Consider the following 16,702-nt stretch of genomic DNA (forward strand, 5'->3'; position numbering starts at 1 on the left):
TTTCAAAGATTTAGAAGAACAAAGAGCAAACGGATTCTACACTCTTCGTTTTTACTCTTCACTCAATTTGCTCTTTGTTCTTCGCTCTTCACTTATTTCACATTAGGCTTCTGCAATCCATATCCCTTTCTCTTATCTTCAAACAAGAGGAGGAAAGAAATGATAATAGCAATCACACCGAAGGCTGCAAAGATGGTCATCGTCTGGGTATAGTCAATAACACCATCAGCACTCGTGTTAGCCTGGTTCACCTTACCAATCCATACCGGAATGAGAGCCAGTCCGATGTTCTGGATATAGAAGATAAGGGCGTATGCAGTTCCTAAGAGTTTCATTGGGATAATCTTTGGCACAGATGGCCACATGGCTGATGGTACCAGTCCAAAAGCGATACCCAGGATGAGCATCAGCACGATGGCAAGCACCCATGAGTTGATTGGCAGGGCAAACATAACGTGTACAAAGGTCAGGAGGCAACTGCCGATAATCATCAGCGTAGCACCCTTGCCATACTTATCGTATATACTACCGAAGAGCGGTGTGAGGAAGATGGTACCGAATGGCAACATCGCAGGAATCAGACCTGCCAAATTAGCATCCACACCATACTTGAAAATCATCAGCTTGGTGGCAAACTTTAGGAATGGGAATACACCGGCATAGAACATCAGGCAAAGGAATGCCACATACCAGAAACCTGTTGTCTTGAACAAACCGCCCAAGTCTGAAAACTTGAAACCTTCTTCCGGTTCAGTAGCTACAGCTGCTGCAGAAGCATCCTCTTTCTTGTCCATCACGCAATAAACCAGATAAACCAGTACACCTGCGCAAAGCAATACAGCGCCCAAAGCAACAGAAGCAGATACTCCACCCATTGCCTTGGCAAAAGGAAGAGAAGCACTCAGAGCTGCAGCAGTTCCCAAACGAGCCGTAGCAACCTGTACACCCATTGCCAGAGCTAACTCATGGCCCGTAAACCACTTCACGATAACCTTGCTCACTGTGATACCGCATATCTCGCATCCTACACCATAGATGGCAAAGCCAAGAGCAGCTATCACTACCTGCGTACTATAAGTACCGAAGAATGGCACAGCAACCATTCCGTCAAACTCATGACCTAAAGCATACCACTTCAACAAGGCTCCACCAAACATCAGGACGGTAGAAAGGATACCTGTGAAACGGATGCCAAACTTATCGAGGATAAGACCACCGAAGAAGAGGAGCAGGAGGAACACATTGAAGTATCCGTAAGCTCCAGAGAAGAAGCCGTACTCATCCGAATTCCAGCCGAGTCCGAGACCATTCTCTGCTCCCTTGGCTGCTGTCAAGAGAGGCTCCAGTGGAGACATCACATCTGTAAAAAAGTAACCGAACATCATCGTGATACTCACGATGAGGAGGGCGGTCCAGCGAGCTGACTTAGAGTCGCTCAATTTCATCTGCATTTTTTCTGTTGTACTCATTTTCTTTAAAACATAAATGATAAACCCGTTATCATTATTAATTATCAATTATTAATTATCGTCTATTTCCGTTTCACGTTCTTCGTTCTGGTGATATCAAAGAGATAAGAGAGTTTCAGAACAATCTGTCCATAGTTACTCTTTCCGAAATAATCACGCTTAGAAGCACCGTAGATATTTCCCAGACCATAGTAGTATCGGGCTTCGGCAAGGAAATGCCCCACCTTCGGAATACTGTATTCAGCACCCAGACCCAGGGCGATACCATAATCGAGCTTATTCTTGACTGCCATCGTATCCTGAGCCACCACCGGACTTACACGGTTATTGTCGGTTGCCGGCATGTGCTCTACCGAGAAGTTGGTCTTCTGCGAATCACTCAGATAGAAACCAAACTGCGGACCGGCATTCACAAAGATGTTCAGTCCTCTTGTCTCCCTACCCCATGCCAGATGCGCAAAGATTGGTACCTGAATATAGTTGATGGTACGCTTGTAAGCCATCGCCTCTTTGGTTTCGGTTATAATCACCGGATTATTCTCCTTATCCAGAATATCCTCTTCCCATCCTGCCTGCGCATAGTTTACCTCGGCATAGATAGAACAGATGGTCTTGAAATATTTCTCACAGGTATATCTCATCGAGAAACCGCCCGTCAGTCCGCCGTGCTGCTTCTGCTGTACCTCGGGTGTGAATCCTACGCTACTCATCATATAGCCCCCATTAAAACCGATGGCGAAATCATTACGATGCTCTCCTATCTGTGCCGAAACTGGAATTCCGAAGATGAGCATCAGAATCAGCAACCCAATATTTCTATTCATTATCAACTATAAATTGTAAACTATAAACTAGTACTTCACCGCCTCTATCTGATGATTAAAGGTATAGTGAATCAACTGGAAACTCTTGTTTTTGTATCCTCCTCTACTGGTCTTCTCGAAACGGAGTGGAGTCTGCACAGGCTGGTAAGTCATCTGCTGGCGCTCACCTGTGAAGTTCTTTCCGTATCTCTTGACACCCTGAATCAGATACATTCCGTGATCGAAACCGGTGATGGCGAATCTTGGCTGTGCCACCATCATAGGCTGATGGAACCATCGCTCATAACGGCTCTCAAGCGCCTTGGTCTGTGCTGAGTTCGGGTTATAATAGAAGGTGGAAGGGATATAAGTATCATACTTATAGAATCTTTCCAGATTATACTTGGCATACATCAGCCATTCGGTATAGCCAAAGAGCGAAATAGCTGCACCTGGATACTTCGCATCAAATTCGTCGAGCTTGTTCAACACCAGAGTTAACTGTGGTGAACGTCCCGTATTCAGGATTATCACATTCTGCTTGGAAGGCATGAAAGCCTTGGCAAACTGCTCGATACTCGAATTCAGATTGGTGATGCTATAATTGATTTTCCTGCGTTCCAGTTCCTTGCGCAGACCGAACGTAAAGTTGCCCTTTCTCGAAGTAGAATCATTGCAGTCTACAAAGATAGGATGCACATTGGTAAAACGGCTCAGGAATGCCTTGATGGTCGCATCATTCAGCGCATCATCGCTCTGATAAACCTGGAAAATCTCTTTGTTTCTTTCTACATCATCTCCGCTGATAGAGAACGGAATCACCATTTTGATGCCGTAGGTCTTGCAGAAGTTGGTCAGCGGAGCCACCTGCTTGGTATAAAGTGGACCAAAGATGATGTCGCATTGGTTAGCGCCCTCCTGCAAGAGTGTATTCCGGATATCAGCATCAATAGGAACGTTCCAGGCACGCACATCTATATCGGCACCCTGCTGCTTCAGGGTTTCGCAAGCCAGCAGCAAACCGCGGTAATACTCCACCATTCGCTTGCCGTCGCCATCAACATTATGCAAAGGTAACATCACGCCTACCTTTACCGCATTTCTGGCAACAGCAGCCTTTGAGGTTGCCGTAGCTGTAGCAGTTTTCTGAACCGTCGCCCCATTCCACGACTTCTGACCGTTCAACTGATTAGGATTCTTCTGGTCTTTGGTGTATGGAATAAAGAGCGTAGTTCCCTTCTGCAGCATGTATCCCTCACGCTTCATCTCCGGATTGGCATCCATCAGTTCAGGAAGGCTCAATCCATATTTATTGGCGATACCAAAGATTGTATCTTTCTTCTTAACCGTGTAAATGTCGCGCCATTTTACAGTCTGCGCGCCAATGCTGACACTGAGCATAAGCCCAACGAACAGCAGGAAATATCTCATTTTTTGTCTCATATCTCAAGATTTTTTTAACGATATCTTCAAATATTTCATGTTTTCATCTGCAAAAATACAAAAAATCTTGCATCTGACGCAATATCTCTCATCTTTTTATTATCTTTGCACAAATTATTTTAGAAATGAGACGAAAAATAGCATTACTTTGCATCATGTTGCCACTTTTAACGTGTCAAATACACGCTCAGGAAGTCAACGACGACGAGGAGGACAACACAGAAGAGACGACCAAAGTCAGTTCTCTTCTCATGCCGAATGCCTTCTCTCCAAATGGCGATGGCATCAACGACATCTACAAGCCCAAGGATGGTTACCGGAACATTGAGGAGTTCCACGCCTATATATATAATAGGTGGGGACAGAAACTCTATGAATGGACCGACCCTGCCACGGGATGGGATGGCACCTACCGCGGAAAACCGGTCAAGGAGGGTGTATACTTCTGTCTCGTCAAGGCGAAGGGGGCAGATGGCGTTGTGTATAACATCAAACGTGATGTCAACCTGCTCAGAGGTTATACCGAAGAACAGAACAGTAACTATTAGGTAAACAGCAATTAGCAGAATTGGAATATGAATTCAGAAGAAAAGATAAATGTATGGGGCGCACGGGTCCACAACCTCAAGAACATAGATGTGGAGATTCCGCGTGATTCCCTCACCGTGATTACCGGACTCTCGGGTTCGGGCAAGAGTTCACTGGCATTCGACACCATCTTTGCCGAAGGTCAGCGCAGATATATCGAAACTTTCTCTGCCTATGCCCGCAACTTCCTGGGTAATATGGAACGCCCGGATGTTGATAAGATTACGGGATTGAGTCCGGTCATCAGCATCGAACAGAAAACCACCAACAAGAATCCCCGCTCTACCGTGGGCACTACCACCGAGATTTACGACTATCTCCGTCTACTCTATGCCCGCGCCGGTACTGCCTACAGCTATCAGAGTGGCGAGGAGATGATGAAATATACCGAGGAACAGGTCATCGACATGATTCTCAGCGATTATAAGGGCAAGGCTATCTTCCTGCTCGCTCCCCTCGTACGCCAGCGCAAGGGTCATTATCGCGAACTCTTCGAAAGCATGCGCAGAAAGGGGTATCTCTACGTGCGACTCGACGGCAACATCCTCGAAATCGTTCCCAATATGAAAACCGACCGCTACAAGAACCACAATATAGAAGCTGTGGTCGATAAACTGGTGGTGAAGGAAGAAGATGAGGAACGCATCCGCAAGAGTGTGGCGACGGCTATGAAACAGGGCGACGGCATGGTAATGGTTCTTGAGAAAGGTGCCAAGGAGGCCAAGACATACTCCAAGCGTCTCATGGACCCTGTAACGGGTATCGCCTACCAGGATCCAGCTCCTAACATGTTCTCCTTCAACTCTCCCGAAGGTGCCTGTCCGCATTGCAAGGGTCTGGGAAAGGTGAACCAGATTGATATCAAGAAGGTAATTCCCGACGATAAACTCAGCATCCATGAAGGCGGCATCGCTCCGCTCGGCAAATACAAGAACCAGATGATTTTCTGGCAGATAGAATCATTGCTCAGCAAGTATGACCTCAACCTGAAGACACCTATCTGCGAGATTCCGGGCGATGCCATGCAGGAAATTCTCTATGGTTCGCTCGAAAACGTGAAGATTGAGAAGGAAAAGGTACATACCTCTACCGACTACTTCTGCGCCTACGATGGCATCATCGACTACCTGCAGAAGGTGATGGAGGATGACGAGAGTGCGGCGGGCAAGAAATGGGCCGACCAGTTTATCTCTACTATCGAATGTCCTGAATGCCACGGTTTGCGACTCAAAAAAGAATCGCTCTCTTTCAAGATCTGGGATAAGAATATATCCGAAGTAGCCAGTCTCGACATCGATGAACTGCGCAATTGGCTCGAAGAAGTGGAACAGCATCTGCCTTCGATGAAAGCGAAGGTGGCTCACGAAATCATCAAGGAGTTGCGCTCACGCGTTACCTTCCTCCTCGATGTGGGACTCAATTATCTCTCGCTCAACCGCCAGTCAGCTTCTCTATCGGGTGGCGAGAGCCAGCGCATCCGTCTGGCTACTCAGATTGGTAGCCAGCTGGTCAACGTGCTCTATATCCTCGATGAGCCGAGCATCGGTCTGCACCAGCGCGACAACGAACGTCTGCTCAACAGTCTGAAGGAACTTCGCGACCTGGGCAATACCGTTATTGTGGTGGAGCACGATGAAGATATGATGCGGGCTGCCGACTGGATTGTAGATATCGGTCCGAAGGCGGGACGCAAGGGAGGTGAAGTTGTCTTCCAGGGCACACCTCAGGAGATGCTCAAGACCAATACCATCACCGCCCAGTATCTCAACGGCAAGATGGCTATTGAGGTGCCTGCCCTCCGCAGAGAAGGCAACGGCAAGCATATTACCATTCACGGAGCTACGGGCAACAACCTCAAGGGGGTGGATGTTGATTTTCCACTCGGCAAACTTATTGTCGTAACGGGTGTCAGCGGCTCAGGCAAATCTACTCTCATCAACGAGACCCTCCAGCCGATCCTCTCGCAGCATTTCTACCGTTCGCTCAAGAAACCGATGCCATACGAGAGCATCGATGGTATCGAGAATATCGACAAGGTAGTGAATGTAGACCAGAGTCCTATTGGCAGAACGCCTCGCAGCAATCCAGCTACCTACACAGGCGTGTTCAGCGATATCCGCTCACTCTTCGTAGGACTTCCCGAGGCAAAGATCCGCGGTTACAAGCCGGGCAGATTCTCCTTCAATGTGAAAGGTGGAAGATGCGAGGAATGTAAGGGTAACGGATATAAGACCATCGAAATGAACTTCCTGCCAGATGTCTACGTACCTTGTGAGGTATGCCACGGCAAACGCTACAACCGCGAGACGCTGGAGGTAAGATACAAGGGAAAGAGCATCGCCGATGTTCTCGACATGACCATCAACCAGGCGGTAGATTTCTTCGAGAATGTTCCTCAGATACTGCAGAAGATCAAGGCTTTACAGAATGTAGGTCTCGGATACATCAGGTTAGGACAGAGTTCCACTACCCTCTCTGGCGGTGAAAGTCAGCGCGTAAAACTGGCTACCGAACTCTCGAAGCGTGATACGGGCAAGACGCTCTATATTCTCGATGAACCGACAACCGGTCTGCATTTCGAAGACATCCGCATCCTGATGGATGTACTCCAGAAACTGGTAGATCGTGGCAACACGGTCATTATCATCGAGCACAATCTCGATGTCATCAAACTCGCCGACTGGCTCATCGACATGGGTCCGGAAGGTGGACGAGGCGGCGGTCAGCTCCTCTTTGCCGGAACACCAGAAGAAATGGTGAAGCAGCAGAAGGGATATACCTATAAGTTCCTCGCCCCTTTACTGAAGAAATCAGGGAAACCTGAATAAATCAAGATAGGAACGAAGGCTGTGGCAGAAGAAAAAAATCCCCCAACCTACTTTCTTAAGCGGGTTGGGGAAATTTGTTTCAATATAAATATCAGTAACAACCATACTTGACATGAGATGGGCATCCAAAAGGACTGCTACCCTTTCATTTTCCCAAACACCAAAGGCCCAATCCTTGTTAAGGAGGAAGATATGGATGCTTATATCAGAAGCCATGAAGATGACTTCATCAGCCAAGCCGAAGTATCCGTGCCAATCAAATTCTGCAGAAGATTATTTGAATTATTCGACATAGATACCGACTGACTTGAATTATAACATACCGCCAAAGTACATGATAACAGGAGTACTTTGGCGGTACGGAATTTAAGCAATGTTGGGGCTGCTATTTACATTTATTGCAATAATTTTGCTTTCTGTGCTTGGAATTCTTCTTCCGTAAGAATACCTGCATCTCTGAGTTGAACCAATTTGGTCAGTTCATCTGCAATGCTATTTGATGAGGAAACACTTACCTTTTGATTTTGGCTTGCACAACTCTTATCAACTATGTCTATAATGATGGAAAAAATGTCCTTTATGCCCGTAACCTCTTTCATCAGCCCCTCATAGAAAATTTTATCAGCAGTATTCTTTGTCTCTAGAACAGCTCTATCTTTTCCTGTTTTGTAAATATCAAGCAAAATAGTAGAATCAGATGTACTCTTGAGCAATATCTTTATAGACATCCTTTCGATTTTCTTGTTTTTAACAGTCTTCGCTGTATTACTACCTACGATAGCACCAACACCACCGAAAAGCAAACCACCAACAACTGCTCCACCGAGAGACTTATTGTACATATCATTACCATTTTCTTCATACGTAATGCTTACAATATCAGAATATTGATGCAGATGCATATTTGTTGGAGTAACTATGGCAACAAATTCATTGACATCATCAGTAATGAAAGCATAATCATTATATGCCTTAACTGCCGGAATAGATTTCTTCATTACTATATTCCAATTTTTAAACGTATAATTGAGATTGAATTCTTTAAGCAATATATTGCCATTGTTAGTCTTTATACGCAATATCTTGTTATGGGCTGCATCATAAGACACAATATAATTATCTGTTTTCACAGTTTCCGTAACAGAAAAATCTCTAACTACTTGGATATTTTTTCCTTCATTCGTTGTTGCGCATATGGTCACGTCCTGTCTTTGAGAATTAAAATATAATTTTAAGTCACCATTTCCAAAACAATCATCGTAATCCAGCGTCTGGGCAAAAATATCCTGCTGTTCTTTTCTTGCTTTTCGATCAGAAGCCTTACTTTTGGCATTAAGAGCCATGACTAAACCAACAACTACGCCAATAGCGGGTATTATGGCTATGGGATTTCCTGACTTATCAGAATTGTAAGATAATATAGCCATAATAGCAAAAATTACGGAAAGGAATAAAGCCCCTCCAACACCAAAATCATCTTGTCTTTTCATACTAAACTAATTTTACAAATATTATAATTGGAATTACATAGCACACCACATCATAGATATCAAATGTACCAGGACAAAGGCCAAACAGTTGCATGAACTCCAATACAACTGCAGATATAGGAAGAGGTAGAGCCAAAGATAGCCTCATTTTCTTATTTAGTTGCTTAGTACATAAACACATAGCCATAAGATATGATGCTGTCCATAATCCTGCAGGTAAACTATAAACCACAAAATCGAGAGTGTAAACTAAACTGTGTCAAGCTACAATAAAAGTAGTTTAACACAGTTTTTATATTATGGACAACTTAGAAATTGATTACAAGAAAGCAGCTCAGCAGTTGCGTAGTGGTGAAGCCTTATTTGGCAAGGACGGAGCATTAGCTCCATTGTTAGAGCGTATTCTCAACTCAGCTCTCGAAGGTGAGATGGACGCTCATTTAAGTGAAGAGGAACGCTCTTCCGGCAACCGTCGTAATGGTAAGATGAGTAAGAAGGTTCAAACAAAATATGGTGAGGTCACTATAGAGACTCCTCGTGACCGAGACGGAACTTTCCAACCTGAGACCGTAAAGAAGCGTGAGACTATTCTTGCCAATGGCATGGCAGACCAGATTATTGAGATGTACGCCATGGGCACCAGCACACGTGACATCAGCAGCTACTTTGAGCGTGAGTTCAACACAACTCTATCAGCCGATACAATCAGCTCTATAACAGACCGTGTATTACCCGAAATCACCGCCTGGAAGTCTCGCATGCTCGATCCTGTATATGCCATTTGCTGGCTTGATGCTATCCATTATAAGGTAAAGGATGAGAATGGCAGAGCTGTCACACGAGCCATTTACAACATTCTTGGTATCAACAAGGAAGGCCAAAAAGAACTGTTAGGTATGTATGTGTCTAAGAGTGAAGGAGCTAACTTCTGGCTAGAAGTTCTTACGGATCTTCAGAACCGTGGTGTTCGAGACATCTTGATTTGTTGTATTGATGGTCTCAAAGGCTTCCCGGATGCCATCCAAAGCGTATTTCCTGAGAGTTCTGTGCAGCTCTGTATTGTCCATCAGATACGCAATTCTATCAAGTATGTTGGCAGTAAGCATCAAAAGGAGTTTATCAAGGATTTAAGAACAGTATATGGTGCAGTAAACAAAGACTCCGCTGCTGCTAATTTAGACCTGTTAGAGTCTAAGTGGGGAGAGATGTACCCAATTGTCATCAAGTCATGGCGTGACAATTGGGAACGTCTGACAGAGTATTTCCAATATACTCCAACCATCCGTAAACTCATTTATACGACCAATACGGTTGAGGGGTATCACAGACAGGTAAGAAAGGTCACAAAGACTAAAGGGGTCTTTCCTACGGATAATTCTTTGGAGAAGCTTGTGTACTTAGCTTACCGCAACATCCGTAAGAAATGGACTATGCCACTGGCAAATTGGGGACAAATTTCTCAACAAATGGCAATAAAATTTGGAGATAGATTTAAAATTATGTAACTTTGCAGCCGAAAAGGCTTCCCTGCTGGGGGCATGCCCCCAGCAGGGAGTGGGAATGAAAGTTAAGAACAAGCCTTGACACAGTTTAAATTACACCCCCACAAAATCCGGCAAATGAACATGCTCCACTTTACTTCTTACTATATCAACAGTCGTGGAACCACCCAATTTGTTCAATACCTCAAACAAAATAATATTTTTAGGACGATAAAGCAAATATACAAGTCCTCCGAAGAGAACAGGAATCAATGCTATCACCCATACCAAACAAGGGTACTTTCCTAACTTCTCTTGCACTCTGTCCATACTCTAACTATCTGTTTCCTTTAGCCCGATTATGGGTCTTGCAGAGCATCTGACAGTTGCTTTCATCTGTGGCTCCACCTTTGCTCCATGCTTGTACATGGTCGGCATCCATTTCCTTTAATGCCCAAATTTTATCCTTATTGGGTCCATCGCCACAAGCACAAAGACGACAATTGCTTTCATGCTTCTTTTTGGCATCTGCCGTCTGCCGTTCATAAACCCTGCGCTTGGTATTATCATCGAAGACACGGACATTCAGAAATCTTGTATCCTTACAACCGCCAAGCACATATTCAAATACGTTCTTTTTATCTTGAACGCATGGATCGTTATAAAGCTCTTTCACCTTTTGTGAAACCTTGATATGATCGTATGGAGTAGTATGGTACTTTTCGTAGAGTTCTCCCCAATTCAATCCCTTCATCTTTGGATAGACATCATCAAAAGTCTGCTCTATCCATGAAATGACATCGTTGAAATATAGTTTGAGTTCATTGATATCGGTATCACGACGATGCTCCTGCATATAATCCTTGATGTTGCCATGACTAACCCATCGCAAGGCTTCTTGCAGAATTTCCTGTCTGTTGGCTGAGCCAGAGATGTAGCATCCCCATTTCTGTATACGGGCATCTTCTTTATTACTAAACTCCTTTCGGGCTGCACTAACGAAAGGTCCTGAATAAATAGCGTTCAACTTCTCCTGCTCATTAAGCTTGATACCGCCAATATTTATGATTTTAAACCACTCCTTGATTTCTGTCTCCGTTCCTTCGCAAATGTAGGCAAGAATTGGTGTATTCTCTATAAGTTTCCTATCTTCGTCATCTAAACTTTTGAATTTATATGGAATATCTTCTTTCATATAAGAGAATTTACCTATCAGATATCTACCAAGACTTGTAATACGCTGCTGCCCATCAAGTACCTCCAAACGTCCATCTAGAAGTTTGTTAAAATAAAGAAGTCCCAATGGATATTCTTTCAACACAGAATCAATGACGGCAATTTCTTTTTCGCTTTTATTCTCACTATAGAGATAGTTGCGCTGGTATTCAGGCTGAATGGTAAGCTTGCCAGCCAAACCATACAACCCCTTTCCATCAAGTTCACTATATGTGAATCCTTCACATAGTTCCTTTACTGTATATGTATGTAATGTTGCTTTCATTTTAGCATTGTTTTTTACGGATTAATATTCGGGCATAAGCTTGTGTATAATACTTACCATCAACAATATAATAGACTTCACCATCAAGTGGACCATCCAATTCTATTACAGGTCCGTCATTTAGTTTGGTTACTATAGTCTTTATGCCAGTTTTACTAACCTGTATCTGCTTTGGATATACCTTATTAGCCATAGCAAACCAAGTTTTAGTAATACCAACGATTTCAAATTGCTCCGGACAATACTTATCCATATAAGTAAGAGACATTCCCATCATACCATCATAATCAGAAGGTATTGCATCATAGTAATTAACCTCTATCGCATCGAAATTATCATAATGCTGATAGCCTTTTCCTTTAATTTCGCTATGCTTGCTATATTTGATGTTGTCAGCCATAGACATTAAAGGCGTTTGAGTGTGGCGGCGTCCATGTTCCAAATTGGTAAACCAGCAGATTGCAGGAACACGATTTACCTTCATTCCATTCTTCTCTCTTTCAAACTTGTATGTGGATGCATACTCGAAATCTTCGGGTACACGAAAATACATACCTGTATTGAAGTTGGTTGCTCCTATCCACATCTTATTATCCTTTAAACTCGGGAATACCTCTTTATATGAGATTGCATTGATATTGCCTATAATAACAAATTGCTTATCTGCTTCCATAATCCACGCAAGAAACTCTCTAAAAAGTGAGAATGGTGGATTCGTTACAATAATATCCGCTTCGTCTCTTAACTTTTTAACCTCTTCACTCCTGAAATCACCATCACCCTCAAGATAGTCCCACTCCAAGTCTTCAAGATTGATTTTACCATCACCAGACGATTTTTTTTCTAAAACGAAAATTTTACCATGGGTGTTAGTCTTAGACTTGTCAAACTTTGGAGAAGTTGTTTCCAAAAAGGATGTTTGAATTCCTGCTTTGATAAGCTTGCTATTGATAGCATAGCTCGTTGAGATGAGTTTCTTCAAGCCTAGTTCTTCAAAATTCTGTGCAAAATACTTAGTGAAGTTACTCCACTCCGGGTCATCGCAAGGCAGAAGAACCGTCTTGCCACGAAATACATTTGGATTGTAATCGAGATAGGCTTCCATTTCGGTTTCTATATCATAAAACATGGTATAGAACTCGTCTTTCTTGGCAGCCTTAGCATTTGATAATGTACTATTTGCCATAATTATTGATAGTTGTTACGCACCCAACTATCAATCCGCTAAAACACAAAAAGGGCGTGATGCCTCTTATCGCGTTTAGCACGGGGCGGCGTAGGAATGGAGCCCCAGTCAATCCATAAGAATGCATCACGCCTATAGCGTGTTTGCATTGCTTAATCGGATTGACTGGAGGCTACATATATATACGAACCACCTATCACATATTATTTCCGTGCTTGTTATTCCAAATTGAGTTTCCTACGCTCTTGGCTAAACGCGAAATAATAGCGAATGCTTTTGTTTTTACCCACAATGTCTTGGGAACCATACTAATCCTAGAACGATACCCGATGCAAAGGTACAAGTTTTATTTTTAACAACAAAACTTTTAGCTAAAAATATTTCAAAAAGTTATATGAGGGACACAATTAGAAAGAAGAAGTTTATAAGAGAATCCTGCTGACTATGATGCCGACAGGATTCTACATTTTAAAGCATATTTTCTTCATGGTTACTTTTGATAGTTACTTTATCTTCTTGATGGTTACTTTTGTTGGTTACTCTATCGCCTTGATAGTTACTTTTGATGGTTACTTCTCCTAAAATACCACTTCCTCCATCCTCACCAACTTACCTGCTACAAACTGCATGATGATTTTATGGAGCGTTGTACCTTGACGTAGCACCTCGACCCTTGGAGCTGTGGCATATTGATTGATTTGTTCCTCAGCCTCTTGCCATTGGCATTCTGCGGTAGAATGCAATTGTAAAAATAATAATTATTTCTGAAATACGTGCGCTAATCTTAGATTATTATTGTAGAAAAGACGTTAAACCCATAGATTATGACTACATATCTCAGATTCTTCAATTATGATGAGGCCTTTAAATACTATTGCGGACTCATCGATAAAGTTCTCAATGTTTTCAAAGAAGAAAAGAACAAGGGCGGCTTTAAGGCTTTGCTGCAATTGTTGATGGTAATATAAAAACAACATGAAATGGATTATAAAGATGTCGCAAATTCTTTCATTACAAGACATTAAATCTCACAGGCTCCTCGCCTGTACGTAATTTGTAGTCTTCATAAAGCATCTTCTGCATCTTGTCAACCATGGCTTTCTTTGTGGCCTTGGCAGATTTCCAACGTCTAAGCGCCTCTTCTCTTGTTAATTTATTCATATCCAATCCTCCATTATTAAATTATGAGCATCCCAAATGTCCGCTCTTTCTAAATTTCATTCTACCAGATTAAGCATTTAAGAACTACTATCGGGAAGAATACGACTGCAAAGATACGGATTATTTTTGAAACTAAAGCATCTTTATCCTAATAAAATGCAGATTAATTTTATTTTAGCAACACGGCTGCAAAGAAACAGTATCTGGTAGAGTGTAGTGAGAAAATCGTGAGGGATAACCCCAAATCGTGATGGATAGCGTGAGGGATATTTCCGTTTTTGAAGTATCTATCACGCTATTCAAGTGTCTGTATATTAGTATATAAAGATGTATGATACATGCAAATCGTGATGGATGATAGATGATTACATAAAATTTGTTCATATGAAGGCTGCGCTGGGTTACGAATATGGCTGCGCTGGGTTACGAATATGGCTGCGCTGGGTTACGGATATGACTGCATCGGGTTACGGATATGACTGCATCGGGTTACGAATATGGCTGCATCGGGTTACAGATATTACTGCGTAAGCTAACGGAGACGTATCTGTAAGCTTATCGAGACGTCTGCATCAGCTAACTGAGACGTCTGAACTCGCTTACTGAAATACTTGAATTGTCTTACTGAACTACTTGAGTTGCTCGACTGAACTACTTGAGTTGCTACCCTTCCACTGGACTTACCGAACCCAGACTTGCTCTTTTGGTAAAGTGAGGGTGTGTCATAAGTTTATGATTCACCCTCTTGACTTTTCCTGATGCATAAAAAAAGCACGGAATATTAAACTCCGTGCTCTTTGAACACTAAATTTATTCTACATCTCTCAACATACCACTTCCTCCATCCTCACCAACTTACCTGCTACAAACTGCATGATGATTTTATGGAGCATTGTACCCTGACGCAGCGCCTCGACCCTTGGAGCTGCGGCATATCGCTTGATTTGTTCCTCAGCCTCTTGCCATTGTGCTTCTGCCTTAGAAAGTTTGCCATCCTCTGGCTTTGACTCGTAATCTTTCTTCGACAACACCTTCAGCTCCAGGATATAACTATGCTTCGTAGCATAATGAGTAAGATTTGGCAAAAGGAAAAAATCACAATAGCCATGGTTCAACTCTAGCTCCGGTGCGGTATAATAGTAATTGTTCAAATTCAGATATGCCATGAAGAAACCTTGAAGATTGCGCTCCGACTCTATGCCGTCACGAACTGACGATACCTTGGAATAGGCATCTGCCATAAACTGTAATCCTTCACGCCACTTACCCTCGTACGCCATATCATAATAATAATCAGTAAGTTGGTTGGTATCTACGTATGACCTTTCCTCATACAAGTCCATCAAATAGCCATAGTACTGCTTACGGACATTATTGTTTGGAATACCCAATATCATCTTATCGCCACGAGTTCCCTTGATGGTCAACATACCATAATAAAACAGCAGACTCGTAAATATCTGAGGGTCGGTCAACCTATAGGCAGAAAAGGTTTCTGTCAAAGGAGCCACAATCTGCCCCGTCTCGGCTATCGTGCGGATAACACCTTTGCGGTCGCCATCCAACTTATCCAACTGAAGAAGTTTCTTCATCTTGTTGTAGTCTGTCTTCGTGTTTGGATCTATCATCTGCTTTGGAGCTTCTCCCCTATCTATATAATTTCGGAGATAATAGATGACCATATCACTATTGAACACTTTACTCTGAGTATGCAGAGCATCCTCTGAGAAACAATAGTTATCATACCAAGGCTTCATCTCGTCTATCATTGCCTCGATGTCACTTGTTGCAGGAATACCCCCCATTTCCTTGTAATAAGCAAACATCTTGCGCACTTCCTCCAAAGAGAAGCCCAACATCTGATTGAACTCTGGCTTGGTGGAGATATGCCAGCCAATATTGAATCCACTCGTCACATCGTCCAAGGTAACAGGACTGACACCTGTGATGAAAATACGTTCAAACATACCCTTGAACTTCTTGAAGACATCACGGTAGAAGCCGTCGGCATGGGTGATTGCCCAATATACATTCTCGCCCTGCTCATTGAGCACGGTATTGGTGAAATTGTCATATTCATCGATGATCAGATAGAGAGGAATGCCCTTGGCTGCAGTCTCATCCTGAAGCAAAGCCAGTTTCTCCGTACCAGAATCTGACTTAAAGAATCTCTCCTTAAAATCTGCCAGATAAAACTCTTGGTAAACTCGCATGAAACCGTCCAATTTGACACGCAGATACATATTGAAGTTTTCCTCCAACTTTTCGATTCCACCACCCACATACGAGAAATCAAGGTGAAGAATCTGATACTTTCCCTGCAAAGGAGTAGGATGCTTACCAACCCATAAATCACCGAAAAGAGTTTGGAATTTTTCTTTCTTGCTACAATCATAGTAAGCATGGAGCATACTCAGGAATATGCTCTTACCGAACCGACGTGGACGAATGAAGAAGATGTTGCTTGGTTGGTTTTCCAACAAAGGCAAATACATCGTCTTATCCACATAATATTGATTTTGTTCTATTACCGCCTCAAAGTCATTGATGCCGTAAGGCAAACGTTTCATATTCTGATCCATGATTGCTCCTTTTTATAATTTACCTTTGCAAAAATAAGAAAATTATCTGAATATGCCAAAGAATCTGTCTGTCTTTTCTTTGTATTGCTAAAAATTATTGGTATTTTTGCAATATGAACCCTATATAACCTTCTAATAGTTGAATAGATTTGATGGCTATGGTGATTTTT

General features: G+C 42.8%; 12 protein-coding genes and 1 pseudogene. 4 read left to right on the forward strand and 9 right to left on the reverse strand.

Going from position 1 to position 16,702, the window contains the following annotated elements; translation table 11 throughout:
- Positions 1–92 precede the first annotated feature (92 nt).
- The 3 genes from RCO84_RS08580 to RCO84_RS08590 all read right to left on the reverse strand — a co-directional run bounded on the left by RCO84_RS08580 (position 93) and on the right by RCO84_RS08590 (position 3,715).
- Positions 93–1,469, reverse strand: a complete 1,377-nt coding sequence (locus RCO84_RS08580) for an MFS transporter (protein ID WP_287586581.1) — start codon at positions 1,467–1,469, stop codon at positions 93–95.
- A 62-nt stretch (positions 1,470–1,531) separates the two neighbouring features.
- Positions 1,532–2,293, reverse strand: coding sequence for a porin family protein (locus RCO84_RS08585; RefSeq protein WP_144153919.1), 762 nt, complete (start codon positions 2,291–2,293; stop codon positions 1,532–1,534).
- Between the two features lie 27 nt (positions 2,294–2,320).
- The gene (locus RCO84_RS08590; protein ID WP_317584744.1) at positions 2,321–3,715 is read right to left on the reverse strand and encodes a LysM peptidoglycan-binding domain-containing protein; all 1,395 of its coding nucleotides are present in this window, start codon (positions 3,713–3,715) and stop codon (positions 2,321–2,323) included.
- Positions 3,716–3,954: 239 nt separating this feature from the next.
- Between RCO84_RS08590 and RCO84_RS08595 the strand changes: the two are divergent.
- Both RCO84_RS08595 and uvrA read left to right on the forward strand, forming a co-directional pair.
- Positions 3,955–4,263, forward strand: a pseudogene (locus RCO84_RS08595) (T9SS C-terminal target domain-containing protein); the annotation flags it as partial.
- Between the two features lie 27 nt (positions 4,264–4,290).
- On the forward strand, positions 4,291–7,131 hold the full coding sequence (gene uvrA, locus RCO84_RS08600) for an excinuclease ABC subunit UvrA (protein ID WP_317584745.1): 2,841 nt from the start codon (positions 4,291–4,293) through the stop codon (positions 7,129–7,131).
- Between the two features lie 395 nt (positions 7,132–7,526).
- Here uvrA and RCO84_RS08605 read toward each other — a convergent pair whose 3' ends face one another.
- A complete protein-coding gene (locus tag RCO84_RS08605; protein ID WP_317584746.1) occupies positions 7,527–8,621 on the reverse strand; it encodes an SHOCT domain-containing protein in 1,095 nt (364 codons plus the stop codon).
- A gap of 299 nt (positions 8,622–8,920) precedes the next feature.
- Here RCO84_RS08605 and RCO84_RS08610 point away from each other — a divergent pair, with 299 nt between their 5' ends.
- Positions 8,921–10,126, forward strand: a complete 1,206-nt coding sequence (locus RCO84_RS08610; RefSeq protein ID WP_317584557.1) for an IS256 family transposase — start codon at positions 8,921–8,923, stop codon at positions 10,124–10,126.
- A 313-nt stretch (positions 10,127–10,439) separates the two neighbouring features.
- Here the strand turns inward: RCO84_RS08610 and RCO84_RS08615 are convergent, their stop codons facing one another.
- From RCO84_RS08615 to RCO84_RS08625, 3 genes are all read right to left on the reverse strand, one after another.
- Positions 10,440–11,603 (reverse strand): HNH endonuclease family protein, encoded by a 1,164-nt coding sequence (locus RCO84_RS08615; RefSeq protein ID WP_287796952.1) that lies wholly within the window; start codon positions 11,601–11,603, stop codon positions 10,440–10,442.
- A 1-nt stretch (position 11,604) separates the two neighbouring features.
- A complete protein-coding gene (locus tag RCO84_RS08620) occupies positions 11,605–12,789 on the reverse strand; it encodes an adenine-specific methyltransferase EcoRI family protein (RefSeq protein WP_317584750.1) in 1,185 nt (394 codons plus the stop codon).
- Between the two features lie 578 nt (positions 12,790–13,367).
- Positions 13,368–13,532 (reverse strand): hypothetical protein, encoded by a 165-nt coding sequence (locus RCO84_RS08625; RefSeq protein WP_317584751.1) that lies wholly within the window; start codon positions 13,530–13,532, stop codon positions 13,368–13,370.
- Positions 13,533–13,613: 81 nt separating this feature from the next.
- Here RCO84_RS08625 and RCO84_RS08630 point away from each other — a divergent pair, with 81 nt between their 5' ends.
- A complete protein-coding gene (locus RCO84_RS08630; protein ID WP_287859600.1) occupies positions 13,614–13,757 on the forward strand; it encodes a hypothetical protein in 144 nt (47 codons plus the stop codon).
- A 43-nt stretch (positions 13,758–13,800) separates the two neighbouring features.
- Here the strand turns inward: RCO84_RS08630 and RCO84_RS08635 are convergent, their stop codons facing one another.
- Both RCO84_RS08635 and RCO84_RS08640 read right to left on the reverse strand, forming a co-directional pair.
- Positions 13,801–13,950 carry a hypothetical protein gene (locus RCO84_RS08635; RefSeq protein ID WP_006847038.1) on the reverse strand — a complete coding sequence of 50 codons (150 nt, stop codon included), beginning with the start codon at positions 13,948–13,950 and terminating at the stop codon, positions 13,801–13,803.
- An 824-nt stretch (positions 13,951–14,774) separates the two neighbouring features.
- On the reverse strand, positions 14,775–16,532 hold the full coding sequence (locus RCO84_RS08640) for an ATP-binding protein (protein ID WP_317584753.1): 1,758 nt from the start codon (positions 16,530–16,532) through the stop codon (positions 14,775–14,777).
- Positions 16,533–16,702 lie beyond the last annotated feature (170 nt).

This window comes from Segatella copri (assembly GCF_949820605.1).
In the GTDB taxonomy this organism is placed as follows: Bacteria; Bacteroidota; Bacteroidia; order Bacteroidales; family Bacteroidaceae; genus Prevotella.